At 71.4% G+C, this 25,412-nt stretch carries 25 protein-coding genes and 1 pseudogene; 10 read left to right on the forward strand and 16 right to left on the reverse strand.

Going from position 1 to position 25,412, the window contains the following annotated elements; translation table 11 throughout:
* Nucleotides 1–26 precede the first annotated feature (26 nt).
* Together AC5L38_RS31385 and AC5L38_RS31390 are read right to left on the reverse strand one after the other, a co-directional pair.
* Complete coding sequence (locus AC5L38_RS31385) at nucleotides 27–641, reverse strand: histidine phosphatase family protein (protein ID WP_495246417.1); 615 nt, start codon at nucleotides 639–641, stop codon at nucleotides 27–29.
* Between the two features lie 141 nt (nucleotides 642–782).
* Nucleotides 783–2,030 carry a PEP/pyruvate-binding domain-containing protein gene (locus AC5L38_RS31390; RefSeq protein ID WP_495246418.1) on the reverse strand — a complete coding sequence of 416 codons (1,248 nt, stop codon included), beginning with the start codon at nucleotides 2,028–2,030 and terminating at the stop codon, nucleotides 783–785.
* Between the two features lie 61 nt (nucleotides 2,031–2,091).
* On the opposite strand from AC5L38_RS31390, the gene AC5L38_RS31395 reads away from it, so the two are divergent.
* The gene (locus AC5L38_RS31395) at nucleotides 2,092–2,487 is read left to right on the forward strand and encodes a DNA-binding protein (protein WP_495246419.1); all 396 of its coding nucleotides are present in this window, start codon (nucleotides 2,092–2,094) and stop codon (nucleotides 2,485–2,487) included.
* Entirely contained in the window at nucleotides 2,484–3,119 is a 636-nt protein-coding gene (locus tag AC5L38_RS31400; protein ID WP_495246420.1) for a transcriptional regulator, read from the forward strand. Before AC5L38_RS31395 ends, AC5L38_RS31400 begins: the two co-directional genes overlap by 4 nt.
* A 171-nt stretch (nucleotides 3,120–3,290) precedes the next feature.
* On the opposite strand, the gene rox is transcribed toward AC5L38_RS31400, so the two are convergent.
* A complete protein-coding gene (rox, locus tag AC5L38_RS31405) occupies nucleotides 3,291–4,718 on the reverse strand; it encodes a rifampin monooxygenase (protein ID WP_495246421.1) in 1,428 nt (475 codons plus the stop codon).
* A gap of 851 nt (nucleotides 4,719–5,569) precedes the next feature.
* On the opposite strand from rox, the gene AC5L38_RS31410 reads away from it, so the two are divergent.
* Nucleotides 5,570–6,520, forward strand: a complete 951-nt coding sequence (locus tag AC5L38_RS31410; protein WP_495246422.1) for a carbohydrate ABC transporter permease — start codon at nucleotides 5,570–5,572, stop codon at nucleotides 6,518–6,520.
* A gap of 11 nt (nucleotides 6,521–6,531) precedes the next feature.
* Complete coding sequence (locus AC5L38_RS31415; RefSeq protein WP_495246423.1) at nucleotides 6,532–7,413, forward strand: carbohydrate ABC transporter permease; 882 nt, start codon at nucleotides 6,532–6,534, stop codon at nucleotides 7,411–7,413.
* A 138-nt stretch (nucleotides 7,414–7,551) separates the two neighbouring features.
* On the opposite strand, the gene AC5L38_RS31420 is transcribed toward AC5L38_RS31415, so the two are convergent.
* The 3 genes from AC5L38_RS31420 to AC5L38_RS31430 all read right to left on the reverse strand — a co-directional run bounded on the left by AC5L38_RS31420 (nucleotide 7,552) and on the right by AC5L38_RS31430 (nucleotide 13,077).
* Nucleotides 7,552–8,760: a Gfo/Idh/MocA family protein gene (locus AC5L38_RS31420; protein WP_495246424.1), complete on the reverse strand. Its 1,209-nt coding sequence runs from the start codon at nucleotides 8,758–8,760 to the stop codon at nucleotides 7,552–7,554.
* Nucleotides 8,761–8,828: 68 nt separating this feature from the next.
* Nucleotides 8,829–11,459, reverse strand: coding sequence for a carbohydrate-binding protein (locus tag AC5L38_RS31425; RefSeq protein WP_495246425.1), 2,631 nt, complete (start codon nucleotides 11,457–11,459; stop codon nucleotides 8,829–8,831).
* A gap of 214 nt (nucleotides 11,460–11,673) precedes the next feature.
* Nucleotides 11,674–13,077, reverse strand: coding sequence for a DUF4832 domain-containing protein (locus AC5L38_RS31430; RefSeq protein ID WP_495246426.1), 1,404 nt, complete (start codon nucleotides 13,075–13,077; stop codon nucleotides 11,674–11,676).
* Nucleotides 13,078–13,224: 147 nt separating this feature from the next.
* Between AC5L38_RS31430 and AC5L38_RS31435 the strand changes: the two genes are divergently transcribed.
* The 3 genes from AC5L38_RS31435 (at nucleotide 13,225) to AC5L38_RS31445 (ending at nucleotide 17,365) form a co-directional block, all read left to right on the forward strand.
* A complete protein-coding gene (locus tag AC5L38_RS31435) occupies nucleotides 13,225–14,583 on the forward strand; it encodes an ABC transporter substrate-binding protein (RefSeq protein WP_495246427.1) in 1,359 nt (452 codons plus the stop codon).
* A gap of 82 nt (nucleotides 14,584–14,665) precedes the next feature.
* On the forward strand, nucleotides 14,666–16,159 hold the full coding sequence (locus AC5L38_RS31440; RefSeq protein WP_495246428.1) for a glycoside hydrolase family 36 protein: 1,494 nt from the start codon (nucleotides 14,666–14,668) through the stop codon (nucleotides 16,157–16,159).
* 45 nt (nucleotides 16,160–16,204) lie between these two features.
* The gene (locus AC5L38_RS31445; protein ID WP_495246429.1) at nucleotides 16,205–17,365 is read left to right on the forward strand and encodes an ROK family transcriptional regulator; all 1,161 of its coding nucleotides are present in this window, start codon (nucleotides 16,205–16,207) and stop codon (nucleotides 17,363–17,365) included.
* On the opposite strand, the gene AC5L38_RS31450 is transcribed toward AC5L38_RS31445, so the two are convergent.
* A complete protein-coding gene (locus AC5L38_RS31450; RefSeq protein WP_495246430.1) occupies nucleotides 17,349–18,053 on the reverse strand; it encodes a TetR/AcrR family transcriptional regulator in 705 nt (234 codons plus the stop codon). The two genes, AC5L38_RS31445 and AC5L38_RS31450, sit on opposite strands and share 17 nt — an antisense overlap.
* Nucleotides 18,054–18,135: 82 nt before the next feature.
* Between AC5L38_RS31450 and AC5L38_RS31455 the strand changes: the two genes are divergently transcribed.
* Nucleotides 18,136–18,807: a GAP family protein gene (locus AC5L38_RS31455; RefSeq protein WP_495246431.1), complete on the forward strand. Its 672-nt coding sequence runs from the start codon at nucleotides 18,136–18,138 to the stop codon at nucleotides 18,805–18,807.
* Between the two features lie 103 nt (nucleotides 18,808–18,910).
* On the opposite strand, the gene AC5L38_RS31460 is transcribed toward AC5L38_RS31455, so the two are convergent.
* Nucleotides 18,911–19,573: a class I SAM-dependent methyltransferase gene (locus tag AC5L38_RS31460; protein ID WP_495246432.1), complete on the reverse strand. Its 663-nt coding sequence runs from the start codon at nucleotides 19,571–19,573 to the stop codon at nucleotides 18,911–18,913.
* A 146-nt stretch (nucleotides 19,574–19,719) separates the two neighbouring features.
* Between AC5L38_RS31460 and AC5L38_RS31465 the strand changes: the two genes are divergently transcribed.
* Nucleotides 19,720–20,316, forward strand: a complete 597-nt coding sequence (locus AC5L38_RS31465; RefSeq protein WP_495246433.1) for a helix-turn-helix domain-containing protein — start codon at nucleotides 19,720–19,722, stop codon at nucleotides 20,314–20,316.
* Nucleotides 20,317–20,845: 529 nt separating this feature from the next.
* On the opposite strand, the gene AC5L38_RS31470 is transcribed toward AC5L38_RS31465, so the two are convergent.
* The 5 genes from AC5L38_RS31470 to AC5L38_RS31490 all read right to left on the reverse strand — a co-directional run bounded on the left by AC5L38_RS31470 (nucleotide 20,846) and on the right by AC5L38_RS31490 (nucleotide 23,443).
* Nucleotides 20,846–21,076: a hypothetical protein gene (locus tag AC5L38_RS31470; RefSeq protein WP_495246434.1), complete on the reverse strand. Its 231-nt coding sequence runs from the start codon at nucleotides 21,074–21,076 to the stop codon at nucleotides 20,846–20,848.
* 221 nt (nucleotides 21,077–21,297) lie between these two features.
* Complete coding sequence (locus AC5L38_RS31475; protein ID WP_495246435.1) at nucleotides 21,298–21,909, reverse strand: hypothetical protein; 612 nt, start codon at nucleotides 21,907–21,909, stop codon at nucleotides 21,298–21,300.
* A gap of 39 nt (nucleotides 21,910–21,948) precedes the next feature.
* Nucleotides 21,949–22,704, reverse strand: a complete 756-nt coding sequence (locus AC5L38_RS31480; RefSeq protein ID WP_495246436.1) for an SDR family NAD(P)-dependent oxidoreductase — start codon at nucleotides 22,702–22,704, stop codon at nucleotides 21,949–21,951.
* An 81-nt stretch (nucleotides 22,705–22,785) separates the two neighbouring features.
* Entirely contained in the window at nucleotides 22,786–23,163 is a 378-nt protein-coding gene (locus tag AC5L38_RS31485) for a hypothetical protein (protein WP_495246437.1), read from the reverse strand.
* Nucleotides 23,164–23,197: 34 nt separating this feature from the next.
* On the reverse strand, nucleotides 23,198–23,443 hold the full coding sequence (locus AC5L38_RS31490; protein ID WP_495246522.1) for a hypothetical protein: 246 nt from the start codon (nucleotides 23,441–23,443) through the stop codon (nucleotides 23,198–23,200).
* 8 nt (nucleotides 23,444–23,451) lie between these two features.
* On the opposite strand from AC5L38_RS31490, the gene AC5L38_RS31495 reads away from it, so the two are divergent.
* Nucleotides 23,452–23,715 (forward strand): hypothetical protein, encoded by a 264-nt coding sequence (locus AC5L38_RS31495; RefSeq protein ID WP_495246523.1) that lies wholly within the window; start codon nucleotides 23,452–23,454, stop codon nucleotides 23,713–23,715.
* Here the strand turns inward: AC5L38_RS31495 and AC5L38_RS31500 are convergent.
* The 3 genes and pseudogenes from AC5L38_RS31500 to AC5L38_RS31510 all read right to left on the reverse strand — a co-directional run.
* A pseudogene (locus AC5L38_RS31500) lies at nucleotides 23,688–24,005 on the reverse strand (saccharopine dehydrogenase NADP-binding domain-containing protein); the annotation flags it as partial. The gene AC5L38_RS31495 and the pseudogene AC5L38_RS31500 sit on opposite strands and share 28 nt — an antisense overlap.
* A 116-nt stretch (nucleotides 24,006–24,121) precedes the next feature.
* Nucleotides 24,122–24,979: a helix-turn-helix domain-containing protein gene (locus AC5L38_RS31505; protein ID WP_495246438.1), complete on the reverse strand. Its 858-nt coding sequence runs from the start codon at nucleotides 24,977–24,979 to the stop codon at nucleotides 24,122–24,124.
* 63 nt (nucleotides 24,980–25,042) lie between these two features.
* The gene (locus AC5L38_RS31510; RefSeq protein ID WP_495246439.1) at nucleotides 25,043–25,405 is read right to left on the reverse strand and encodes a nuclear transport factor 2 family protein; all 363 of its coding nucleotides are present in this window, start codon (nucleotides 25,403–25,405) and stop codon (nucleotides 25,043–25,045) included.
* Between the last annotated feature and the right edge of the window lie 7 nt (nucleotides 25,406–25,412).

Below are 25,412 nucleotides of genomic sequence, written 5' to 3' on the forward strand. Positions count from 1 at the left end.
GATCCGCGTCCTGCGCGGGAGCCGTCTCAGGGTTTCGTGCCGCCGGGGAACCCGGTCCAGCGCAGGTCGGCCGGGAGGTGGCTCATGTCGTTGAACATCACGATCGTGGGCGGCAGGCCGCCGCGGTAGTCGATGACCGTCAGGGCGGTGTTGGCGCTGTTCAGCCCGAGCCAGCGGGACGGCGGCGCGTCCAGCGCGTGCCGCAGCAGCCAGGCGATCTGGTAGGCGTGCGTCACCAGGACCTCGTACGTGTCGGTCCCGGGGTCCTCCGCGGTCGTGCCGGGGGTCTTCGCGAACCGGGCGACCAGGGCATCGGCGAGTTTCCGGCCCGAGGCGGCCTCGGCCTCGTCGTAGCCGTCGAAGAAGCCGGCCCAGTGTGGGAGGGTCTCGGCCGGGCCGGGCACGTAGGGCACGTGGTCGACGAGCTCGGCGGCCTCGGCGACGGGCACGCCGGGCAGGTGCCGGGCGAGTTCGCGCGCGCTCGCCGCGGCGCGCGGGAGCGGGGAGTGCCACACGGCGTCGACCGGCAGGCCGGCCAGTCGTTCGCCCAGCAGGCCCGCCTGCCGGCGGCCGGTGTCGGTGAGCTCTCCGAAAGCGTCGGCCGCGCCGTGGCGTGCCAGGTAGAGGCGTCGCATCGTCATGGGTGTTCAGGGGCGCGGTGTCCGTGCGGACCCGGTTCCCGTCTCCTTCCGGTTCGTGGGGGTGGGATGGCCGGTGGTCACGCGTTCGCCGCCGTGACGGTGCCGGTGGTCACGCGTTCGCCGCCGTGACGGTGCCGGTGGTCACGCGTTCGCCGCCGTGACGGTGCCGGCGGTGCCGTCGACGGTGACGACGGTGTCGTCGCGGAGCCTGCTCGTCGCGTCCGGGACGCCGAGAACGGCGGGGATGGCGTGCTCGCGAGCGACGATCGCGGCGTGGGAGAGCACGCCTCCGGTCTCGGTGACGACGCCGGAGGCGATGCGCAGCAGTGGCGTCCATGCGGGGTCGGTGAAGGGGCAGACGAGGATGTCGCCCGGGTGCACGCGTGCGAAGTCGCCGGGACCGCGGACGATTCTCGCGGTGCCGGTCACGGTCCCGCGGCTGCCCGGTGTCCCGGTGAGCGTGGCGGCCGGGGTGCTCGCGGTGCCGGAGGACGGCGGGGCCGGGGGCGGGGGCGGGGCGGTGACCGGTCGTGCCTGCAGGATCCAGACGCGACCGTCGGCGACCGCCCACTCGATGTCCTGCGGTCCGCCGAGGACGGCGGCGATCTCCTCGCCCAGTTCGGCGAGTCGCGTGGCGGTCGCGTCGTCGATCGCGGGCCGGTTCCGGGCGTGGCCGGGCACGTCGCGGACGACGAGTCGCCTGCCGTGCCGGTCGAGGCGGGTCCGTTTGTCGGCGAGGGTGCGTGTGACCTGCCCGTCCGCGGTGACGCGGTAGGTGTCGGGGGTGACCGTGCCGCCGACGACGCTGGGCCCCAGGCCCCAGGACGCCTCGATCTCCGTCGTGCCGCCAGGGGTGCCGGGGGTGCCGGGGGTGAACATGACCCCGGACGCCTCGGCGTCCAGGTGGCGCTGGACGATGACGGCCATCGCGAGGTCGTCGTCGCGGCCGGGCGCGTCCCGGTAGCCGACGGCGCGTGGCGAGAACAGCGAGGCCCAGCAGGCGCGTACGGCGTCGGTGACCTCGCCGATGCCGTGGACGGCGAGGAAGCTGTCGTGCTGACCGGCCGCCGAGGCCTGGGCGGTGTCCTCGTTCGCCGCCGACGATCTCACCGCCACGGGGGGATCGCCGAGCTCGTCGAGCGCGCGTCCCAGCGCGGCGGTCACGGTGGCGTGGACCGGGCGGGCCTCGATCGCCCGCCGGGCCGCGCCGGGGTCGTCCGGGTCGCCGGTGAGCCGTGCGAGGTCCAGGTCGTGGACGGCGGCGAGGTAGGCGGCGAACGGGACGACGAAGCCGCCAGGGACCGGCAGGCCCGCGCGAAGGAGTGTGCCGAGCGTGCCGGCCTTGCCCCCGCAGGTGTCGGCGGTGGCCCTCGTGAGGGGGACGATCATCCAGCCCTGACCTTTCAACAAAATGTTGACGATGCTCCGCCGATTGTGAATCATGAGTCGCATGCCACGCAAGCAGGACATCAGTCACACCATGCACGCCGATCATGCCCAGGCCCGCCGTGAGCAGGACGCGCGTGAGCGTCTTATGGGTATGGGCGCTGACGCGCTCGACGCCCGCCCGTGGCGTCCCTCGCCCGTCCCGCCGTCGGCGGTCGACCTGGCGCAGTTCGCCGTCTGGCGCTGCGCCGACCTGGGCCCGGAGGACGTCCTGAGCGCGCTCGCCCTCCTGCCCGCCGCGCGCGCCGAGGTCGAGGGGCTGGAGTCCGCCCTGCTGTTCACGGCCCGGAGCGCGGGGCTGACCTGGACGCAGATGGCGCACGTGATGGGATTCAACTCCCCGCAGGCGTGCCAGCAGCACTACACCCGCCTGACGGCACGGCAGGAGGCCGGCTCGTGACGCGGGACTCCTCGCCGGACCTCCTGGTCCTGCACGCCGTGCGCGTCACCGGGTTCGCGGACACCCCGGTGATCGCTCGCCGGTACGGGCTCGACGCGGCCGAGACGGAGGAGACGCTGCGCGACGCCCAGGCGTTCGGGTGGGTCGGGCACACCGCCTTCGCCGGCACAGGGGGGTGGTCGCTGACCGAGGCGGGCCGGGCCGAGGACGAGCGCCGGCTGGCGGCCGAGCTCGCGGACGCCGGCGGTGCCGACGAGGTCCGCGAGGTCTACCGTGAGTTCCTGCCGCTGAACACCCTCCTGCTGCGGGCCTGCACCGACTGGCAACTCCGGCCCGTCGCCGGCGATCGGCTCGCCGTCAACGACCACTCCGATCCCGCCTGGGACGCCCGGATCCTCCACGAGCTCGCCGGTGTCGAACGCGCGCTCTCGCCCCTGGCCGACCGGCTCGGGAGCGTCCTGACGCGGTTTCGCGGGTACGACGCACGGTTCGCCACGGCTCTGGCGCGCGCCCGGGCCGGGGAGGGCGACTGGGTCGACCGTACCGATGTCGACTCCTGCCACCGTGTCTGGTTCGAGCTTCACGAGGACCTCATCGCCACGCTCGGCATCGACCGGCACGCCGAACCCTGACCCCGCGCTCCGCGTCCCCGGCGCTCGGAGGGGACCGGACGGCGACCCGGTCCCCTCGAAGGCCGGTCACGGGCCCCGCGGTCCTTCGACCGGCGTGGCGAGACCGCCGACCGGCGCGAGCGGCGGTCACGTGTGGCGCTGAGGCCCCGCCCTCTCGGGCCGGGCCCGCGCTCAGCCGGTGGCGGCGCCGAACCACCTGGGCAGCCGGTCGAGCAGATCCCGCTGGTCGTCACCCACCCACGCCACGTGGCCGTCCGGCCGCAGCAGCACCGCGGGCACGTCCGGTTCGTCGCCGACGTCGACGACGTGGTCGACCCGATCCGCCCAGCCCGCCACCGACAGCCGGCCGGTCCGGTCGAGCAGCAGGCCGCGGCCGGCGTGCGTCAGCTCGTAGAGGCGGCCGTGCTTCAGCGCCACGTCCCGCATCCTTCGGCCGAGCAGGTCGTGCCCCTCGCCGAGGTCGTAGCGGACCCCGATCGCGACGATCTTCTCGATCAGGTGGCGGTTCACCTCCTCGAAGTCCATCAGCTCCGCCAGCAGCCGGCGTACCGCCAGGGGGCCCGGCTCGGTGGACATCAGCTCCGCCTGCGCGCGGGTGTTGTCCAGCACGTCGGCGGCCACCGGGTGCCGTTCGGCGTGGTAGCTGTCCAGCAGCCCCTCCGGCGCCCAGCCGTTCACCTCGGCGGCCAGTTTCCAGCCGAGGTTGAACGCGTCCTGGACGCCGAGGTTGAGCCCCTGCCCGCCCATCGGCGGGTGGATGTGCGCCGCGTCGCCGGCCAGCAGCACCCGGCCGGTCCGGTAGCGCTCGGCCAATCGGGTGGCGTCGCCGAAGCGGGACAGCCAGCGCGGCGAGTGCACGCCGAAGTCGGTGCCGGCGAAGACCCGAAGCCGCTGCCTGACCTCCTCCAGGGTCGGCGGGAGCGAGCGGTCCTCGGCCACCCCCTCGGCGGGCACGACGACGCGGTACACGCCCTCCCCGAAGGGGCCGACGCCGAATCTCAGATGGGTCTTGCGGACCTCGGCCACCACGGCGGCCACCGTCTCCGGGGGCGCGGCCACCTCCATCTCGCCCAGCAGGGTGTCGTTCCTGGAGGGCTCGCCGGGGAAGCCGACGCCGAGCAGCCTGCGCACCGTGCTGCGGCCGCCGTCGCAGCCGACGAGGTAGCGCGAGCGCAGCCGCGTGCCGTCGGCCAGCTCGACGCTCACCCCGTGCTCGTCCTGGTCCAGCCCCACCAGCTCGCGGCCGCGCCGGATCTCGGCGCCGAGCTCGGTGGCGCGCTCGGCCAGCAGGCGGTCGGTGGTGGGCTGCGGGATGCCGAGGACGTAGGGGTGCGTGGTGTCCAGTCCGCCGGGCGAGGGCTTGACGATGCCGGCGAAGAAACCGCCGAGCGGGTGCCTCCTGCCGTGCGCGAGGAACCGCTCCAGCAGGCCGCGCTGGTCCATCACCTCGATGCTGCGCACGTGCAGGCCGAGCGAGCGGACGTACGCGGCCGGTTCGGTCTCCTTCTCCAGTACGAGTGTGCGCACGCCGTGCAGCCGCAGCTCGGCGGCGAGCATCAGGCCGGTAGGCCCGCCACCGGCGACGATCACGTCGATCATGAAATCCCCCGTTCGACAGACTGCTTCCCGGCCGGTCGCCCCGCGCGGTCCCGTGGCACGCCCACCCCCGCCCCGGGGTGCCGCCGTCGCGACGCCGAGCTCGGTGGCGCTCCTGCGTCCCGCGAGACCCACACGCCATCCACACGCCGACAGGGCACGCGTGCCCCGATCCACGTGCCGGCAAAGCGCACGTGCTTCGCGAATCCCTGATTTCCGCAGGTACCGGCCTCGGCCGACGATTCTGCAGCACGACCGGGGTCTTGCCGCAAGCCCCCCGGTGCGCTATACATTGAGAGTGGCAAGGAGTGCGAAATCTCCTTGCTTTTTCTTTTTGTCGTCCGTTATGAACGGACAGGCCCCTCTCGAAGCGGTGACGCGCCGTGCATGGCGACACCCCGCCGGTCGGGCACGCTTCCGCACGCCGATGCCGCCGGTGCCGCCGACATCGCCGACGACCGGGGCGCGGGGGCGCGCGGGGGTCGCCGACCGCCCGTCGACGCCGGCATGAGAGCGTGGGGCGCGGCGAAAGCGGCCCGCCGCCGCCGGTCGCCGTCCGTCGCCGTCCGTCGCCGCCCGTCGCCGTCCGCCGACGGCACTGCCGGCCGGGGCGGACCCCGGCGGTGAGACGCCGGTTCCGGTGACGGCCGGGCCGGTCAGGACGGCCGTCGCGGGGACCGTCCCGCGTGATCCCGCCTGTTCCTGCCTGGCCCCGCCACCGGGCTCCGCCGTCCCGTTCCCCGGCCCGTCCGATATATATGATTAGCTCTTGACAAATTATCGCTAGCCCACATCATTATTAACCGATGGCCGGCCCTGGAAGGCCGGTGAGTGGCTCTCGATAAGGAGCGCGCATGCACGCGGTTGGGACACGACTCGATGCCGGAGCCGACCGGCATCCGGGGACCCTCGGCCGTGGAGGCGGCCGGCGGGGACAGCGGGACGACCGGCTGGTCGGCTGGCTGTTCCTGCTGCCGGTGATCGTCGGTTTCGTCGTCTTCTACGCCTACCCGACGCTCCGGGGCGTGTGGTACTCGTTCACGGACTACAGCCTGCTCAACGACCCGTCGTACGTGGGCGCCGACAACTACCGGCAGCTGATCGGCGACGAGCAGTTCTGGAACGCGCTGAAGGCCACCGGCTACTACGTGGTCGTGAACATCGTCTCGCAGACGGTGGTGGCGCTGGGGCTGGCGGCGCTGATGCACCGGCTGACCAGGTCGGTCGTGCTGCGCGCGGCGCTGCTGGTTCCCTGGCTGGTGCCGAACGTGACGATCGGCCTGCTGTGGGCGTGGATGCTGGATCCCGACCTCGGGTTCGTCAACCACCTCATCGGCCTGGCCGGGCTCGACACGACGCTGTCGTTCAACTCACCGACCTGGGCGATGCCCCTGGTGGCGCTGGTCAACAGCTGGGCCTACACCGGCTACACCGCGCTGCTGCTCTACGCCGGGATGCTGCAGATACCCCAGCACCTGTACGAGGGAGCGGCGATCGACGGCGCGGGGGAGGTGCGGATGTTCCGGTCGATCACCCTGCCGCTCTTGCGGCCGATCCTGGCGCTGGTGCTGGTGGTGTCGCTGATCGGCTCGTTCCAGATCTTCGACACGGTCGCGGTCGTCTACGGCGGCAAGGCGCCCATCCCGGAGACCCGCGTCATCTACTACTACATCTACCAGCAGGCCTTCACCTACTTCCACATGGGATACGCCGCCGCGGTGGCGATGGTCCTGGTGCTCATCCTCGGCGTGCTGACCGCCGTGCAGATGCGGATGCTGCGCGCCTCGCGCTCGGACCTGGGCTAAGGAGCCATCGGATGTTCTCCGGATTGAAGATCGGCAGAGGCGTCACCTGGTTCGTCCTCATCGCCGCGCTCGTACTCACCATCTTCCCCTTCTACTGGATGGTCCGTACGGCCCTGACCCCCGCGGCCGACCTCTACCGCGACTCGACCGCGCTGTGGCCCGAGAACCCCACAATGATCAACTTCGCCCGGATCCTGGGGCTGGTCGGCCCCGAGGAGGCCAGGGCGGCGGGCGGGTCGGGCGCGCAGATCAACTTCCTGCTGTACACGGTGAACTCGCTGATCTACAGCGGGCTGATCGCCGTCGTGCAGACCTTCTGCTGTGCCATGGCGGGCTACGCCTTCGCCCGGCTGCGCTTCCCGGGCAGGGACCTGGTGTTCGGGATCATCGTCGCCGCGCTGATGGTGCCGCCGATCTTCACGCTGCTGCCGAACTTCGTCCTGGTCAAGCAGCTGGGGATCCTGAACACCATCCCGGGCCTGGTGCTGCCCAGCCTGCTGATGACGCCGTTCGCGGTGTTCTTCCTGCGCCAGTTCTTCCTGTCCATCCCCAGGGACGTGGAGGAGGCCGCGAAGCTGGAGGGCATCAGCCGGTGGGGGATGTTCTGGAAGATCGTGCTTCCGATGAGCCGGGGCCCGCTGATCACCATCGGGCTGACCACCATCGTGTGGAGCTGGAAGGACTACCTGTGGCCGTTGCTGGTGGGCAAGGGGGAGAGCACCCGTGTCCTCACCGTCGGCCTGGGCGTGTTCCTCCAGCAGTCGCCGAACACGGCACCGGACTGGACCGGGCTCATGGCCGGATCGGTCCTGTCCATCGTCCCGGTGCTCCTGCTGCTGATCCTCCTCGGCAAGCGGCTGGTGCAGTCGATGAACTTCTCCGGCATGAAGTGACGAACCCCTGACGGCACCCGCGACGGGCCGGCCGCCGCGCCCGCGGTGGCCGGCCCGTCGCCCTGGCGCCTGCGGGCCGGGGCTCCGGCGGCCGGCCCGTCGCCCTCGTACCCGCGGGCCGGGGCTTCGGTGGCCGGCTCATCGCCCTGGCGCCTGCGGGCCCGGGTTCTGGTGGCGGGCGAAGTAGTCCAGGAGCTCGGGCTCCAGGGGCGGGACGGTGTGGGGGGTGCCGCCCTCGCGCAGCGAGAGGGTGGCCAGGTAGCCGGCCGCGACGCTCATCCGGGCCGACACCGGTGAGGTGTCGGTCGGGCCGCCGTGCCGGGCGAAGCGCAGGAACTCCTCGATGATGGCCTCGTCGGCTCCTCCGTGCCCGCCCTCGGCCGGGGGGACGGTGTAGGCGGCGTCGCAGTCCTCCCGGTAGGAGGAGGGGCCCCGGTTCCACACCTTGACGACGGCGCCCTCCTCGTCCCCGAAGTTCTCCAGGCGGCCGTGGGTGCCGATGACCGTGTAGTTGCGCCAGTAGTCGGGGCTGAAGTGGCACTGCTGGTAGGCGGCGATGACGCCGTTGTCCAGGCGCATGTTCATGACGGACACGTCCTCGACGTCGATGTGGTGGTGCAGGCCGGTCGAGGACGTCGGCGGCCACGGCCAGTCGGTGAGCCAGCCCTCCGCCGGCGGGGTGCCCTCCGCGCGGCGGGGCAGCCCGCCGTAGAGCATGAGGTCGCCCAGGGCGTTGACGCGCTCGGTGTAGCCGCCGGCGAGCCAGTGGATCACGTCGATGTCGTGCGCGGCCTTCTGGATGAGCAGGCCGGTGGTACGCCGCCGGTCGGCGTGCCAGTCCTTGAAGTAGTAGTCGCCGCCGCGGCCGACGAAGTGCCGTACCCAGACGGTCTTGGGGACGCCGATGTCGCCGCGGGCGATGATGTCGCGCATCAGCCGGATCACGCCCATGTGCCGCATGTTGTGCCCGAGGTACAGGCGCGTCCCGGTCTTGGCCGCCACGCGCAACACCTCGTCGCAGTCGTCGACGGTGATGGCGAGGGGCTTTTCGAGGTAGACGGCCTTGCCCGCGGTCAGGGCGTCGACGGCGATCGCGGCGTGGGTGTCGTCCGGTGTGGCGATGAGGACGGCGTCCACGTCGCCCCGGGCCAGCAGGGCACGGTGGTCGGCGTGGAGGGCGGCGTCCTCCACGCCGAACCGCCGCGCGCTGTGCGCCAGCGTCGCGGGGTCGGTGTCGCACAGCGCGGTGACGCGGGAGCCCCGGCCGGGCCGGTGGGCGGCCGCGGCGAGGATGCCGCGCTGCCCCGCGCCGATCACGCCCAGGCGCAGGTCGCAGGAGTCGGTCATGGTCTTCCTTCCTGATGGAACGCGGGAACCCCCGGACCGGTGACCGGTCCGGGGGCGTCCAGGGGTTCTCAGCCCGCAATGTTGATCTTGTCGATGTCGGGGGCCCAGCCGCCGGGGTTGGCGATGGTGACGGTGTTGTTGCCCGCGGCGAGGGTGACGGTCAGGGTGCGTACGCCGACGGTGTTCCAGTCGGCGGTGGCCGGGAAGCTGACGGTGGTCGCCGTCCCGTTGTTGACCTTGACCGTCGCCGTGCGGGCCTCCGCGGAGAGATAGGAGATCGTCAGCGTGCGGGATCCGGCGGTGCTCGCGCTGACGTTGTTGAAGGTGAGGGTCGCGCCGTTGCCGAGGTAGCCGACCTTGGCGCCGCCCGAGCAGGCCGGGCACGAGGCGGTCGCGGCGCCGCCGGTCAGGGTGTTGGCGGAACTCTCGGCCTCCACCGTACCGGCGGGCGGGGTGGACGTGGACGTGACGCCGATCTTGTCGATGTCGGGGGCCCAGCCGCCGGGGTTGGCGATGGTGACGGTGTTGTTGCCCGCGGCGAGGGTGACGGTCAGGGTACGTACGCCGACGGTGTTCCAGTCGGCGGTGGCCGGGAAGTCGACGGTGGCCGCGGTCCCGTTGTTGACCTTGACCGTCGCGGTCCGCGCGGCCGCCGACAGGTAGGAGATCGTCAGCGTGCGGGATCCGGCGGTGCTCGCGCTGACGTTGTTGAAGGTGAGGGTCGCCCCGTTGCCGAGGTAGCCGACCTTGGCGCCGCCCGAGCAGGCCGGGCACGAGGCGGTCGCGGCACCGCCGGTCAGGGTGTTGGCGGAACTCTCCGCCTCCACCGTGCCCGCCGGCGGGGTGGAGGTGGACTGCGTGGTGACGGTGAGGGGGGAGGAGGCGGCCGAGGAGTTGCCCGCGGCGTCGAGGGCCCTGACCGTGTAGGTGTAGGCGGTGGCGGGCGTCAGGCCCGTGTCGGTGTGGGTGGTGGCGGCGGTCGTGGCCACCGGGGAGCCGTTGCGCAGCACCTGGTAGGAGGTGACGGCGACGTTGTCGGTGGAGGCGTTCCAGGCCAGGGTGGCCGAGGTGGTGGTGGAGGAGGGCGAGGTCAGGCCGGTCGGCACGCTCGGCGCGGTCTGGTCGCCGCCGCCCGTCCCGACGGTCATGGCGCCGAGCCCGAGCCAGCCGTCGGCGTTCTGGGTGGCGTTGGCGAAGCGCAGCTTCTTGGCGTTGGCGCTCACGGTCTCCAGCGGGTTCTTCACCCGCATGACGAGCTGGTAGGCACCGCCTGCGACGCCGGAGAGGTTGACGGTGGTCGCGAAGTACTGGGGGTAGCCGTAGTCGAGGTAGGTGGGGTCGGAGCCCACGTTCCAGTCGGGGAAGGCCCTGATCTTGCGGGGCATCACCGTACGCAGGTCCCAGGGGGTGTCCCAGGTCTTGACGACGCTTCCCGAGCCGTTCTTCAGGCCCAGCGTCACCGTCCAGGGGTAGTAGAACGGGGCCACGCCGTCGTTGCTGATCTGGACGCCGACCTGCGCGGTGCCGGTCGCGGAGTTCGGGTAGTAGGCGTTGGTGACGCCGAGGTTGTAGCCCATGAGCCGTACCGCGGCCGCGACCTTGGGATCGGACGCGCTGTACCCGGAGCTCTGCTCGTTCATCTTCCAGGTGGCGTGTTCCAGCTCGATGCAGGCCTTCATGTTGTCGACCTGACCGGAGCCGCCGGGCCAGAAGGAGAAGGCCTGGGACTGGATCTCGGGCCTGACCTCACCGCCCATCGACTCGGTGATCCACTTGTTCTCCACGCCCTGGTCGATCGCCCGCTGGAGCTGGGAGTAGCTCGCGCCGCCGAGCGACTGGGGCAGGGTCACCCCGGCCAAGGGGCTTCCCTCGCGGTAGCAGAACGAGTCGTCGTGGTAGCCGATGCGCAGGTTCTTGGCCCCGGCCCCGCCGGCGCCCGGATAGCGGACCTCGAGCTTGGTCGTGTCGAACGCGTCGTCGAAGGCCTGCAGGATCTGCGTGCCGTTGGCGTCGGTCGGCATGTAGTTGGGGTAGCTGTCGCCGCCGGTGTCGGTGTCGTAGGGCCAGGTGTGCCATTCACCCCACAGGCCGACGAGGCCGGTGTGGATGAAGCCGACGCGCGGGTCGCCGTCGTAGCGGGCGCCGAAGGCGGCGATGAAGTTCTTCAGGGCGCTGATCAGGTAGGCGTTGTCGTAGTCGGGGCTGGTGGTGCCCCAGTAGGTGTTGGTCCGGTAATTGACGTGGCCGTCGAAGCAGCGCGGGATGGCGTTGGCCGGGTGGCTGCCGCTGCCGCCGGGATACTCCATGTAGAAGCGCATCGCGACCTGGTTGCCGTAGGAGGCGCTCTCGTTGAGGGCGCTGTCGACCAGCGACCAGTCGTAGGAGCCGCAGTTGGAGGCGTTGGTCATCACCTCCGACAGCCCGAAGTAGGTCCAGGTGAGCGAGTGGGGGTAGCCCAGGTTCTGGTTGCCGCCGGGGCTGTAGAAGCGGGCGAAGCCCTTCAGCGGGTTGTCCACCGGGCCGTCGGCCGGGGTGAGCGGGTGGACGGTCAGGGACGGGTCGGGGGAGGCGGGGGGCGCCGGCCTGGGCGGCGGCCCCTGGGGGGCCGCCGTCGCGGGGGCCGCCGGCGACAGCGCCAGCAGCGCCCCGACGGCGAGGGCGACGGCGGCACGGCAGGACCGCGCCAGGAGGGGATGCATGGGGTGGTGACCTCCGGTGAGGAAATGGATGGGGTCCCCGATGGGTGGACGGCCCGGGTCATAAGACCCGGGTCCGCCCGGGTGTGAGGTGGGTGGAGCTTCCTGATGGGCGGACGGCCCGGGACCGGCCGGGTGTGAGGTGGGTGGAGTTTCCTGACGGGTGGACGGCCCGGGTCAGGAGATCCGGGTCCGGCCGAGGGCGAACCGGCCCGGGTCAGGAGACCCGGGTCCGGCCGAGGGTGAGCCAGCCGGGGACGGTGGTGTCCTGGCCGGCGTTGGCGAAGCGCAGCGGCAGGCCGCCGCGCAGCGGGTTGGCGGCCCGCAGCACCAGGGTGTAGTCGCCCTTTCGCAGGCCCCCCGCGGGCAGGGCGGCGTCGAGCTCGGCCGGGGCGCCGGGCATGAGGCCGGTCAGCTTCCACGACGTCGTCCAGGTCCTGGCGATCCGGCCGTCGCGGCCGACGGCGGCCACCTGCACGGGCCAGTCGTAGGCGAACGGGGCGACGCCGTCGTTCTGGATCCGGACGGAGAGGTCGAGGCCGTGGTGCCGCCGGCCGGTCCGCACCGCGGTGGCCCGCAGCCGGTAGCCCAGCGACTTCGCGCCGGCCAGGGCCTTGTCGTAGGCGGCGCCGGTGTAGCCGGGGCTGAAGGCGTAGTGGTTGAGCAGCCAGGTGGCGTGGGTCTGGGCGACGCTTCCGGCGAAGTCCTTGTCGCCGTCGCCGGCGCAGTCCATCGGCGTGTTGAAGATGCACCCCTGCAGCTCGGGCCGCAGCTCGCCGGCGACGGTGGAGGTCTTCCACTTGTCGGTGGTCCCGGCCTGCGCCATCAGGTCCATGAAGTGCCAGCCGGGCCCCGGCAGGGTGGAGTAGGCGAAGGAGTCGTCGTGATAGCCCATGTCGAGCGCCTTGTTGTCGGCGCCGGGGTAGCGGACCATCAGCCTGGTCTCGTCGAAGGCCGCGTCGAAGGCGTTCAGGACCCTGACCTGCCCGGCCTGGGAGGCGAACCAGTTCTCCGTGCCGGGGTCGCCGTTGTGCGGCCAGGTGTGCCACTCGCCCCAGAATCCCAGCAGGCCGAGCTGGACGAACCCCACCCGGGGGTCGCCGTCGTAGCGGTGCCCGAGCGCGGCGATGAACCGGTCGAGCGCGGCGGCCAGGTTCGGGTCGTCGTAGTCGGGCGAGACGCTCTGCCCGTTGTTGTCGAAGTCGTCGTAGGGGCGGGTGAGCAGGCCCTGGTCGAGCAGGAACTTCGGGATGCCGCTGGGCTTGCCCGGATAGTCGAGGTAGAAGCGGAACGCCGCCTGGTGGCCGCGGGCGGCGATCGCGTCCAGCTGCTCCTCCAGTGCCCGCCAGTCGAACCGGCGGGGACCGGTCATCACCGCGTTCAGCGGCAGGTAGAACCACTCCATCGAGTGCGGGAACGTCGAATAGGCGCCCGCGTAGGGGATGAAGCCCTGCAGCGGGTTGGCGTCCGGAGCCTCCGCCGCCGCCAGGGGCCGCCAGTCCGGCCGGGAGTCCGGCCGCGTGGCGGCGGCCGAGCTCGGGGCGGGCAGTGCCGCCGCGGTCGCGGCCAGGACGGTGACCAGCGCCATTCGGGCGAGCCGGTTGACCGGGGGGTGGACCATCGAAGCCTCCACATGACGTTCGCCAAAGCATTTATGAGCTAGCCTTGACAAATTTTCGATGAGCCACATCATTATTCGAGAGAGCGAACAAGGCAAGAGGGAACTTTTTCCGACCCTCGGCCCCACCCCCCAGGAAGAGGCACCTCGATGATCAATAGGAAGCGGGTCGGTACGGCGCTGCTGTGCGGGCTGCTGGTGGGCACCGCGCTCACGGCGTGCGCCGGCTCCGAGACCGACGAGCCGGCGAACGGCCAGGTCACGCTCGACTACTGGCTGTGGGACGACAAGCAGCAGGCCTCCTACCAGGCCTGCGCCGACGCCTTCCACGCCGCGAACCCGAACATCACCGTCAAGATCACTCAGACGGCCTGGGCGCAGTACTGGCAGAACCTGACCACGCAGCTGGCCGCCGGCGAGGCCCCGGACGTGTGGACCAACCAGGTCTCGTACTACCCGCAGTTCGTCTCCAGCCAGCAGATCCTCGACATCCAGCCCTACGTCGACGCCGACAAGGTCGACCTGGGCCAGTACCAGGAGGGGCTGGCCGACCTCTGGACCAAGGACGGCAAGCGGTACGGGCTGCCCAAGGACTGGGACACCGAGGCGATCGTCTACAACGGCGAGATGCTCGACAAGGCCGGCGTCAAGGCCGCCGACCTGGCCGACCTCACCTGGAACCCCGCCGACGGCGGCAGCTTCGAGCAGGTCATCGCCAAGCTCACCGTCGACGAAAAGGGCCGCAACGGCCTGGACCCGGACTTCGACAAGGACAACGTCGCGGTCTACGGGTACCAGCCCGAGTGGAACGACGGCTCCCAGGGCCAGAACGGGTGGGGCGAGCTGGCCGCCGCCAACGGCTTCACCTACCTGGACAAGAACCCCTGGGGCACCAAGTTCAGGTACGACGACCCCAAGCTGATCGAGACCATCGGCTGGTACAAGGCGCTGACCGACAAGGGGTACGCCCCCCGCTTCGACAAGCAGTCGACGCTCGGCATCGACGCGGTGATGAACGCGGGCAAGGCCGCGCTGACGATCGCGGGCTCCTGGACCATCAACACCTACCTCGGCCCCGACGCCAAGCAGAAGTTCGCGCTCGCCCCCCTGCCCGTCGGCCCGGTCGGAGCCCGCAAGAGCGCCATCAACGGCCTGTCGGACGCGATCTGGGCGGGCACCGAGCACAAGGACGCCGCGTGGAAGTGGGTGAAGTACCTCGGGTCGGCCGACTGCCAGGACGTGGTCGGCGGCAACGCCGCGGTGTTCCCCGCGATCAAGACCTCGACCGAGAAGGCGCTCGCCGCCCACAAGGCCAAGGGCCGTGACGTGCAGGTCTACGTCGACTACACCAAGACCCCCGGCGGCACGTTCCTGCTGCCGATCACCGACCACGGCACCGAGGTCAGCCAGATCGTGCAGGACGCCCTGCAGTCGGTCATCCTCGGCCAGTCAGAGCCCGCCGAGGCGCTGACGAAGGCCAACCAGCAGGTCAACGCCCTGTTCGGCTGACCGTTCCATTCTCTGCCCCGTTCGGCGGGATCCCCTGAGCGTCCCGCCGAACGGCCACCGCACCACTGCTCGAAGGAGAACCATGCCCCTGCTCGTCGACCTGGCCGGCCGCACCCTCGCGGTCGAACTCACCGGTTCCGAACCCCCCGAGCCCGTCGGCGGCGGTCTGGTCCTGCCGCCAGGCCGGGTCGCGATCCTGCACGGTCTGGGCGACGCCCTGTTCTACCGCCACGGCCAGAACTCCTGGAGCCCGTGCGGGTGGCGCCGCCTCAGCGAGCCGCCCCTGCGGATCGCCAATCCCGTACGGCGCCTGACCGCCGACGACACCGTCTGGGACGATCCGGCCCGCCACCACTCCTCGGCCGTGGCCGCGCTGCAGGGCGCCGACGGCCAGGTGCTGCTGCTGGGCTCCCTCGGGCTGGGCACCCCCCGCCTGGCCGCCGACCACGACACCCTCGCCGGCTGGTGCGAGGACGACGGGGCCCCCTGGTTCCTCGCCTACGGTCCCGAGCAGGAGGTCTTCGCCCGCTACGCCGAGCAGCTGGCCGAGCGGCTGGGCAGCAGCGACCGGCGCGCCGGCAACGTGTGGTGCACGTGGTACGCCTACTACGAGGGCATCACCGAGCAGGTGCTGAACAAGGACATCGCCAGCCTGACCGGCCTGCGCTTCGACGTCGCCCAGATCGACGACGGCTGGGAGCGGGCCGTCGGCGACTGGGAGCCCAACGACAAGTTCCCCTCCGGCATGCGGGCCCTGGCCGAGCGGATCACCGCCGCCGGGATGAGCCCCGGCCTGTGGCTCGCGCCGTTCATCGTGCTGCCCACCTCGGCCACGGCGCGCGAGCACCCCGAGTTCCTGCTGCGCGACGCCGGCGGGGAGCCGGTCGTCGCCGGTCACAACTGGGGCACCGGCTACTGGGCGCTGGACCTCACCCACCCCGGCGCCCGGGAACACCTCACACAGATGATCCACCGCGTGGTCCACGAATGGGGCTTCACCTACCTCAAGATCGACTTCATCAACGCCGGCGCCGTCCCCGGTGTCAGGCACTCCGGGGCGCCCCGCGAGCAGGCCTACCGGGACGCGCTCGCCCTGATCCGGCGCGTCGCGGGGCCGGAGGTCTACCTGCTGGGCAGCGGCGGCCTGCCGCTGCCCTCGCTCGGGCTCGTCGACGGGCTGCGCAGCGGCCCCGACGTCGCCCCGCTGTGGACCAACTACGCCACCGACGACCCCTCGGACGCGATGGCCTACAACGCCGTCGTCAACACGCTGCACCGGCTGTGGCAGTCGCCCCTCCTGCAGGTCGACCCCGACATCGTCTACTTCCGCAGCCGCCTCAACCTGCTCACCGACGTCCAGAAGGACTGGCTGCGCGACCTGGCCGCGATCTGCGGGTTCAAGGCCGTCTCCGACCCGCCGTCCTGGCTCAGCCCGGACGAACTCGATCACATGGCCGCCTATCTCGCCGAACAGCCAGAGATCGTCCAGGAAGGCAGGTACCGTTTCGCCATCGACGGCCGTGTCGTCGACTTCACCGCCGCGCTGAACCCGGGACAGCAGTATCCGATCTCGTGACGGGCCGCTAGAATTTCGCTTTAACAAAGCATAATTGGGGGGGTAGTGGTGCCCGAGGCGGCCGGAGCCGACGTCAGCAAGCTCCGCGAACTCAACTCGCTCAGCATCGTCCGGGCGATGAGGGGGCAGCCGCCCGCCACCGTCACCGAGCTCGCCGCCCGCACCGGCCTGTCCCGGCCCGGGACCGACGTCGTGGTCCGCGGGCTGGTCACCGACGGGTGGGTGAAGATCGTCGAGCCCGACGGCAGCAGCGTCGGCCGCCCGGCCCGCCGCTACCACTTCAACGCCGACGCCGGGCACGTGCTCGGCGTCGACGTCGGCGGCCACAAGATACTCGTCCTGCTCGCCGACCTCGAAGGACGGGTGCTGCGCAGCCACCGGCTGCCGGTCGAGCCCGACGCCGACCCGGCCGCCCGGCTGGAGGCCGTCGACACCGCCATCTCCCAGTGCCTGGACGCCGCAGGGATGCGGCCCGACCAGATCTGGGCGGTGACGGTCGGGGTGACCGGCCCCGTCGACGCGACCGGCCGCACCACGCTGTTCACCCCGCTGCCGGGCTGGGCGAGCGTCTCGCCCGCCGAGCACCTCGCGGCCCGGTTCACCTGCCCGGTCCTCGTCGAGAACGACTGCAAGCTCGCCGCCGTCGCCGAGCGCTGGCAGGGCGCCGCGCAGGACGCCGACGACATCGTCTACCTGCTGGCGGGCATGCGAATCGGCGCGGGCCTCATCATCGACGGCACCCTGCGGCGCGGCTACGGGGGAGCCGCCGGCGAGATCGGCGCGCTCAAGACGCTCCGGTGGCTGTCGGCCCCCTCCCGCCTCGAGAACTGTCCCGGGGTGCCCGGAGACATCCACCCGAACGACAAGGCAGCCTGGGTCTTCGAACGCGCCCGCGAGGGCGACCGCGACGCCAGGACCGCGCTGCGCCGCTACGTCAAGGACCTGGCCGTCGGGGCCGCGGCCCTCGTGCTCACCCTCGACCCGCAGGTCGTCATCCTGGGCGGCGGCTACTCCCGCTCCGCCGACCTGCTCATCGACCCCCTGGAGCAGGAGCTGGGCCGCCTGTGCCTGCGCGTCCCGGAGATCAGGGCCTCCGACCTCGGCGCCGACAGCGTCGCCCTCGGCGCCCTGCGCGTCGCCCTGGACCAGGTCGACGCGCGGCTGTTCACCGACGGGATGCCCGCCCCCCTCACCCTCCACGCCTGAGGGCCTCGCCGGCGGCCCGCGCCGCGCTCTCCGCTCCCGGAGGGTGCTCGTGCCGGTCCTGCCGTGCGCGGAGCACGGCGTGCAGCAGTGAGCGCAGCAGCCGCGCGGCGGTGTCCGCGGACATCTCGCCGGGGGTGTTCACGATCTGGGCGGCGAGCCCGTCGACGAACGTGTGCAGGAGTGCCGCCCAGAACTCGACCTGGTCGTCGGGGTGGGGGAGCCTGGCCCGCTCGGGCTCGCGGGCCGACTCGTACCCGTACAGGGCGGCGACGCACTGGCGGTGCAGCGCCCGCTGGTCGCCCCACGTCACCGAGCCTCCCGCCGGAGGGTGCAGGCGTTCCCATTCCACGATCGCCGACCACAGCGCGTACTCCTCGCGCCGCTCGTCGTCGAGCGGCAGCATCTCCTCCACGATCGTGGCGATTCGCTCGATCGGCGAGCCGTGGGCGCGGGGCCGCTGGACGCGCGGGAGGACTCGCCGGCGGAGGGTGTCGGTGGTGGCCTGGACGACGTAGGCCTGCAGCTCGTGCTGGTTGCCGAAGTAGTGCCGCAGGGACCCGGTGGACCAGCCGGCCTCGGCGGCGACCCCGCGGACGGTCACACCGGCGAGACCCTCGCGCAGGATCACCCGGATGGCGGCCTCGCCCAGCTCGGCCCGCCGCCGGTCATGATCAACGAGTCGAGGCACGTTCACATGCTAACACGGGTGTGTTACTTTAGCTAACACAGGCGTGTTATTACGGTTCGCCGACTCCCGGAAGGGGACGGTTTTGTCGATCCAGACCATCGGGGCGGTGCTCGGACTGGCCCTGCTCGACACGCTGAGCCCCACCGTGATCGGAGTGACCCTCTACCTGCTGCTGGCCGGGCCACGCCGCGTGGGCGCGCTGCTGGGGGTGTACCTCGGGACGGTCGCGATCGCCTACTTCGCCCTGGGCGTCCTGCTCATGCTCGGCCTGGGCGCCGTCGTGCCGGTCGTCGACGACACCGTGTGGGCCTGGGGGCAGGCCGTCCTCGGCGTGGCGCTCTTCGTGGGCAGCTACTTCATCCCCGACAAGGACCCCGGACGCGCGCCCGTCCAAACCCGGTCCTTCACCGTACGCTCCATGCTGCTGCTGGGGCTGGGGACCTGGCTGTTCGAGTTCGCCACCGCCGTGCCGTACTTCGCCGCGATCGGCGTCATGACCGCGGCCGGCCTGCCCGCCGTCCAGTGGTCGCCGCTCCTCGGCGCGTACGTGACCGTCATGGTGCTTCCGGGTCTGCTGCTCCTCGCCGCCTGGGCCGCCCTGGGAGAACGGACGCGCGGCCGGTTCGAACGGTGGCGCGCCACGCTCTCCTCCGGATCCCGCTCGACGCTGCGCTGGATCGTCGCGATAGCGGGAGTCCTGATCCTCCTGGACGCGGCGCCGGACCAGATCACCATCACCGCGAGCCTGGGCTGACCGGCTCCCCGGCCGGGCGATCCGCGGCCGGAGCCTCGTGGGCGGCGGCGGACGAGCGCCTCCTGGCACGGCCGCCGCCGGTTCCGCGCGCCGGACGGTGTGATCACCGGCGCCGGGTGGCGCGTACGACGACGTCGTGCAGGGTGACCGCCCGGCCCTCGTGGCCGGTGAGCGTGCGCAGGTGCTCCTCGGCGGTGACGATCTCCCACCGCGTGCCGTCCATGCGCGCGGTGATGGCCGCGGGGGTGACCGACGCCTCGGCGGGGGGATGGTGGTGCTCGTGCTCGTGCTCATGTCCGTGCCCGTGGCCGGTGGAGTCCGGGGTGCGCAGGTGCCCCACGATGAGCAGCGTGCCGCCGGGGGCCACCCATCCGGCGATGCGGTCGTAGAAATCCAGCTGGGATGTCGCCGGGTGGGCGTAGTGGGTCATGACCAGGTCGAACCGCGTGTCCGGTTCCCAGACGCTCAGATCCGCCTCGACCCACCGCAGGTGCTCGGGGGCCCTGACCGCCGCAGCGCGCTCGGCGGCGCGGGCCAGGGCCTCGGAGGAGATGTCGGCCGCGGTGACGTGCCAGCCGTGGGAGGCGAGCCAGATCGCCTCGGCGCCGCCGCCGCACCCCGCGTCCAGCGCCGTGCCCGGTGTCAGGCCGCCGGTCTCACGGGCGAGGTAGGGGTTCGGCGGGTTGCCGCCCATGGATGCGGAACCCTCGACTCGTCCCTCCTGCCAGTGCCGCTCCCAGAAGTCCTTGTCGAATGCGTGCGTCACAGGTCGTCCTTCTCGTTCGCGATGATCTCTCCGCCGTGGCGACGCGCCGACGGCCCCGCCGCGGGCGCGTCCCCCGGTTCGTCCCTCATGGTGCCGACGGGGAAGGCGGATGGGCAAACCCTGTTGCCGAATGGCAAAATGGAAGGATGGACGAAGCCATCGACCGCACCCTTGACGCCGTCGGACCGAGGTTGAAGCGCCTCCGGCTGCAGCGGGACGTCACGCTCGCCGACCTCGCGGAGGAGACCGGCATCTCCACCAGCACCCTGTCGCGGCTGGAGGCGGGCCTGCGGCGTCCCACGCTCGAGCAGCTGCTTCCGCTCGCCCGCGCCCACGGGGTCACGCTCGACGAGCTCGTCGACGCGCCGCCGACCGGCGACCCCCGCGTCAACCTGCGGCCCGTCTCCCGCGGCGACGGCTCGGTCGTCCTGCCACTGACCCGCAGGCCCGGAGGGATCCAGGCCTACAAGTTCGTCCTCCCGGCCGGAAGGGACGACGCCGAACCCGAGTTGCGCACCCACGAGGGTTACGACTGGGCCTACGTCCTCAACGGGACGCTCCGCCTCGTGCTCGGGGAACACGACCTCATCCTCAAGCCGGGGGAGGCCGCGGAGTTCGACACGCGCACCCCGCACTGGTTCGGCGCCACCGGCTCCGGTCCCGTCGAGTTCCTGAGCCTCATCGGCAAACAGGGCGAGCGCGCGCACGTCCGTGCGGCACCGAGGCGCGACCCGGCCGAGTAGGCCCTCCGCTCGGGTTCGTGCGATGGGCCCCCAAAGTAGCTCTGCGTGATTATGGCTACTGTGTGTGTTTGCGGATCTGGGTCAGCTCTGGCGACCACTGATGCTGCGGTCAGCCTGTGACGGATGTCGATGCGAGGACGGCTTCGTCGTGTTCGCGGAGCATGCGCAGGACCGTGGCTGGGGAGAGGGCCGGCCTCTCTTCTCGCCTTTGGTGATCACGAGACGGGCGGCGATCTCGCGCAGGCTGAGGTTCTGTTGGCGTAGGTGCAGGGTCATGGACAGCATGGCGTCGTCGGTGACGGCCCGGAACTCCTCCAGGAGCTGTTCGAGGTTTGGATCATGTGGTTGAGGTGAGGAGCTTCAGCCACATGATCGAGCCTCGGAGGTAAAGCCCGGCCTCGTAATTTTCCAGGGTTTTGTCGTAGCGGGTGGCCAGACCGCGCCAGGTCTTGATCTTCTGGAAACAGCGTTCGACGGTGTTGCGCTGCCGCCAGGAGGTGACGGCGGCACGGTTGCGGTTCCAAGTCGCCTACGCGCTCGCGCCCCGCAACTCGGTGAGCGCGGTGCCGAGCTCGGCGGCGGAGACTTCGGCCAGTGGCCGGTCACGGCCAAGCAGGGCGATGACGCGGGCGACGGCCGAGGCGTAGGCGCGGTGGGTGTTCGAGTTGGCCGTGCGCGAAGTGGCCAAGAAGACGTCGGCGGCCGCGGCGAGACTGACATCACCACCCCGTGGCGCGGCGACCTTCGGGACGGCGCTCATTCCGGCCGCCGCGCCACGTCGGCGGTGATGTACCGGATAACGTGCCGAAGTCGCGCACTGCCACGGTGAGGGGTTGTCGAAACCGATAGCTAACGCTTCGCATATCGCTCGAACGGTTCCAGGACCGGCAGGGTGGCGGCTCGCCGTAGCTACAGGAGGTCCAAGCCGTGCAGACCCGGCCGCCGATGATGCGACCCCGCATCGTCGGCGACCGCGCGGTGTCATCTGACCGGGTCCCGCAGAATGGTACGCAGGTGCTCCTGCGGGGTGGTGGCGGTGAAGGGGTCCAGGTGGATCTCGTGGTGCGCGCCGACGCGCCGCAGGCCGCGCTCCGATGCGAAGGCGCCGAGCCGCGCGAGGGTGCCGAATTCGTCCGCGAAAGGGCCGTGGTGCATGATCTGCACGACCAGTTGTTCGGGCAGCGCGAAGAGCGTCAGCTCGTCGTCGGCCGAGGGAACCGCGCGTCGCGCGGACGCGAGGTCAGCGGCGGTGGTGTCGTCGCTGACGTGTGCCAGCACGCGGTATTCGAGTGTGTCGACGGGATTGACGCTGTAGAAGTCGGCGATTTCGACGGGGACGGCGTCGGCGGGGTATCGGTAGAGGATCTCGACGACGTTCGCGGTGTCGTCCGGCTGCAGGGCGGGTGGGAGGGCGGCGGCGACCGCCGCGACGAGCGCCTTCTTGCGGTAGAAGCCGTCGGTGCCCGGACGCCCCTTACCGGTGGTGGAGACGAAGGTGGCGCGCGGTGCCCGCACGAGCTCGGGCGTGTCGGCGGCGTGCAGGTGCGCTGTCGCCGGAATCGCGGTGTTGCCGGTGGTGCCGGTGTTGTCCATGGGTCCTCCTGAGTTGTCGGCGAAGGTGCGACTCGGGCGTCAACGCCGACGGCTCTCGCCGCCGTCGATGACGAGTTCGGCTCCGGTGACGAAGCCGGCGCGATCGGTGGCCAGGAAGAGCGCCGCTTCGGCGGCCTCGGCCGCCTGCCCCAGCCGTCCGAGGGGCACGCCCTCGGCGAGCCGGTCTCGCAGACGGGCGCGAGCGGTCTCGTCGTCGCCGGCGTCAGTGAGGATCCCGGGCGTTTCGATGTAGCCGGGAGCCAGGGTGTTGACTCGAATGCCGCGGGGAGCCAGTTCGTTGGCCCAGACCCGGCCCAGGGCGTGCACGGCCGCTTTCGACGCCCCGTACACCCCGAAGGACGGTGTGCCGGTGAAGGCGGCGGTGGATCCGTTCAAGATTACCGAGGAGCCCTCGTGGAGCAGGGGCAATGCCTTCTGCACGGTGAGGACGACGCCGTGTACGTTGGTCCGGAAGATCTGGTCGAGGTGTTGCTCGGTCACCTCCTCCAGCGTGGCGAAGGATCCGCCGCCCGCGTTGACGAACAGGACGTCGATCCCTTCCCCGGCGGCGGCGATCGTGTCCATGAGCCGGGTGATGTCGGCCGGTTCGGCCATGTCGGCCCGCACGGGCGTCGCCCGCTCGCCGATCTGCTCCGCCGCGACGGCCAACTCGGGTGCGCGGCGGCCCGTCAGGTAAACGTGCGCCCCTTCTTCGGCGAACCGCCGGGCGGTGGCAAGCCCGATGCCCGAGCTGCCCCCGGTGACCACCGCAGTCCTGCCGTCAAGCTGACCCATTCTGTGTACCTCCGTAGCTGATCTCGAAAGCGCCCTGCGAGATCACGCAGGGCGCGGTGTCGACGCCGTGCAGTCCGGATCTCACTGTCCGTCCCAAGGGGTGCCGCGCAGCGTCTTGCGCAGGCCGGTGTCGATGCGGTCCATCGTGGCCTCGTAGGCCTCCGGGAGATCGACGCCGAGCTTGTCGGCCAGGACGAACGCCCACCAAAGGCATTCGGCCAGCTTGTGGCGTAGTTCGGCGTCCACGTCGCCGTCGATGTCCCAGGTGCGTTCGGCGGCCAGCACCAGGCGGCCGACGTAGGCGGCGTCGTTGGTGAAGCCGACCGCGAGTTCCGGCAGTGTCCAGGTCCTGCCCAGGAGGCGTTGTTCGAGCTGCTCGTAGTGGGCTCGTACGCGCAGGGCCATCTCGGCCGCCTCGGCCAGGCCGGTCGGCGGGTCGTGGGGCCGGGTCTCGTTCATGAGATGGTTCCTCTGTGGTGTGGTCGGCGCGGGGTCACAGGTCGGTGATGCGCGTGTCGGCGATGGAGAGAGCCAGGCCGGGGCCATAGGCGCAGGCCGGTGATTGGAAGCCCGGGGTGTAGGAGCCGGCGAGGACGCGGCGGGCGATCTCCACGGAGGAGAGCTGGGTGAAGCGGTAGCCGGTCGGCGTGTCGATGAGGGCGCGGGCCACGGTGCCGTCGCGGCCGGTCGCCTCGGCGACGACCTTGCTGCGGCCCGTCAGCGCGTACGAGGTCGCCAAGGTCGCCGATGCCTGCGGTGGCGCTGGCGATGGAGCCGCGGGAGAACAGGTTCAGCCCGGCGGCCTCCTCGGGGGTGGCGCTGAGCAGCTTGAGCGCGATGCGCAGGCGGGCGGGCTCGGTGACACGGGCGGCGGCGTATGCGGCGACGCAGTCGCTGGGCACCACGTCCCAGCCGGTGCCGGACATGATCATCACTCCGGCCGCCGCGGCTTCGGCGCCACGGGCTTGCGTGGCGGCGAAGACGTCGTACTCCGCGGTGGTGTCCAGGTAGTGCACGCCGGTCGCGATACAGGCCTCCAGCAGGGGGCGCGCCGTCTGACGGAAGGGACCGGCCACGTTCAGCAGGACCATGACGCCGCGCAGGCCGTCGCGTACCGACGCCGGATCGCCGAGCGGGAAGGCGCGACCTTCCACGCCGAGCTCGCCGGCGAGGGCCGCGACACGTTCCCGGTTCCGGCCGGCGACGACGAGGTCGAGGCCCAGGTGCCGAGCGTGCTCGGCGATGAGCCGTCCGGTGTAGCCGGTGGCTCCGTAGACGAGCAGATTGTTACTTTCTGTCATGGGGGTACTCCGTATGGTGGCGACAGGGTTCACGCTAGAACCAGACGCGGGCACGATCACTTCTGGTGGGACCGGCGGCCGTCATTCCTGGTCAAGGAGATTGGAGAACGTGGCAGTCAGGTGGCAGGGGTGCCGGTCACCGACGCGGTCCAGCTGGCCAGCAGGCGCAGCTTCTCCTGCGCCGGGGAGCCGCGCTCGGCGGTGTAGACGAGCAGGCTCTGATCGTCTTTCGGCAGGGTCAGCGTCTCGTGGTGCAGGGTCAACTCGCCCACGGCCTCGTGAAACAACCTCCTTGTCCCTCGGGGGTGCAGATGCAGGCGGTACTCCGCCCAGTACCGGGCGAACTCGGGTGCGGCGAGCAGGACCTCGCCGATGAGCCGTTCCAACCGCGGGTCGGCGGGCCTGCCGGCGGTGAGGCGGCGCAGAGCGGCGGCGACTTGCGGGGCGATCTGCCGCCAGTCGGGGTGGACGATCCTGGCGCGTGGGTCGAGGAACGTCCATCGGGCCAGATTGCGGTCCTTGACCGGCAGCCGGTCGAAGTCGTCGATCACGACTTTCGCCAGGTCGTTGGTGGCCAGGACGTCCAGCCGGGGTCCGTGCAGCAGGGCCGGGGCGTCGAGCGCGTTCATCATCGCGATCAGGGCCGGGCGCACCTTGGCCGGCCGGGCGACCGGGCGGGCCACGGGGCGGCCGGAGGCGTTCTTCACGAGGGCGCGAAAGTGCAGGCGATCGAGGTCGCCCAGCTCAAGGGCGTCCTCAACGGCCCGGACCACCTCGGCGGGAATTCTGCCCGCGCGGCCCTGCTCCAGCTTGGTGTAGTACGCGGTGCTGATGCCGGCCAGTGCGGCGACCTCCTCTCTGCGCAACCCCGGCACCCTGCGCGGTGCCAGGCAGGCGGGTAGCCCCGTCCGTGCGGGATCGAGCCCGGCCCGGCGCGAGGCCAGAAAGCCCCCCAAGGGGTTGGCGCCCGTCATGTCGTCCTTCCTGAAAGCAACGCGTATCCGCTCGCGGCGGCCTGGGCCGCGCGCTGGACGGTGTCAGGTTCCGGCTTCGTTGTTCCACATGCGGAAGCTGCTGCAGCGTCCGTCGCCGGCGAGGGTGACGACCCACAGGTTGTCGAACCTGCCGAGTTCGGTGTAGACGCCGGTGCCGCGGATCGCCGCGGTGTCTCCAGTGATCATGAGCGGGGACCAGACGAAGTCCCAGCCGCCCTCCTGCCAGGGCTGGCGGGACAGCCAGCCCTGGACGATGGCCTCGCGCCCGATCCAGTCGGTCTCGTACGGCTGCTCGTGGTATTCGGCGTTGGTGGTGAACAGGGCGGCGATGTCGGCGGGGTCCGCGGTGCGCCAGGCGTGCACGTAGCGCTCGACCCAGCCGGTGAGCCGTTCGTTCGTCAGCATCGATACT

This window comes from Streptosporangium nanhuense (assembly GCF_059358815.1).